Genomic DNA, 544 nt, shown 5'->3' on the forward strand with positions numbered 1-544 from the left:
CCTTTCCTTCGGGACAGAGGAGACAGGTGGTGCATGGTTGTCGTCAGCTCGTGTCGTGAGATGTTGGGTTAAGTCCCGCAACGAGCGCAACCCTTATGCTTAGTTGCCAGCAGGTCAAGCTGGGCACTCTAAGCAGACTGCCGGTGACAAACCGGAGGAAGGTGGGGATGACGTCAAATCATCATGCCCCTTATGACCTGGGCTACACACGTACTACAATGGCCGGTACAACGGGAAGCGAAGCCGCGAGGTGGAGCCAATCCTAGAAAAGCCGGTCTCAGTTCGGATTGTAGGCTGCAACTCGCCTACATGAAGTCGGAATTGCTAGTAATCGCGGATCAGCATGCCGCGGTGAATACGTTCCCGGGTCTTGTACACACCGCCCGTCACACCACGAGAGTTTACAACACCCGAAGTCGGTGAGGTAACCGCAAGGAGCCAGCCGCCGAAGGTGGGGTAGATGATTGGGGTGAAGTCGTAACAAGGTAGCCGTATCGGAAGGTGCGGCTGGATCACCTCCTTTCTATGGAGAATCGTTTCCTGC

The 544-nt window shown here is 55.7% G+C and carries 1 rRNA gene; it reads left to right on the plus strand.

Annotated features, from left to right (window positions below):
- Positions 1–523, plus strand: a 16S ribosomal RNA gene (locus ACU1JV_RS28070); the annotation flags it as partial.
- Positions 524–544: the final 21 nt, after the last annotated feature.

Source organism: Paenibacillus sp. T2-29 (assembly GCF_052921365.1).